Origin of the sequence: Erwinia sp. V71 (assembly GCF_965644245.1) — a bacterium.
Classification (GTDB): domain Bacteria; phylum Pseudomonadota; class Gammaproteobacteria; order Enterobacterales; family Enterobacteriaceae; genus Erwinia.
Genome location: NZ_CBFFRK010000289.1, coordinates 1 through 495, shown reverse-complemented (window position 1 = coordinate 495; position 495 = coordinate 1). Strand labels below are relative to the sequence as shown.

At 42.0% G+C, this 495-nt stretch carries 1 pseudogene; it reads right to left on the bottom strand.

Annotated features, from left to right (window positions below):
* Positions 1-81 precede the first annotated feature (81 nt).
* A pseudogene (locus tag ACSZO1_RS22715) lies at positions 82-333 on the bottom strand (transposase); the annotation flags it as partial.
* Between the last annotated feature and the right edge of the window lie 162 nt (positions 334-495).

The window sequence follows — 495 nt, the reverse complement described above, 5'->3', positions numbered from 1 at the left end:
ACTGAAAACGATAGATGAACGGCAATCATTGTAGTCATGAACAGAACTTTGAATGATTAAATCGCACCTTCCCTAATATCGCTACACTTTTTCCCGGCCATTTTTTTCTCCAGGGAACGGGCTAATGGTTTCCATAAAATGGAAAACCTTCCTCAGTAACTGCCACATTGAACGGCACTGATGATTGCGTGTTATAGTATCGTGCAGCACCTGCCATAAACGCTCAACATGATTCACCCAGGGTGATTATACCGGTTGATAAATCACCCTGAACTTCGGGTTTGCTTTCAGCTACCGTACTGTTTCACGGTTCTTGTGAATAATGTGGTTATTTTCTTCAGAATTCCAGATATTTGATGCTTTTATGTGTGGGGGTTTGCCTGTAGGTGGGTTTAAACTCGTTGTTAATGAAAAAGTGAAGCGCGAATTCAGATAATAAGTGCAACGCTCGGACATGATTGTGGAGAGTGTAGGAGGAAGGGTTAACTACCGATA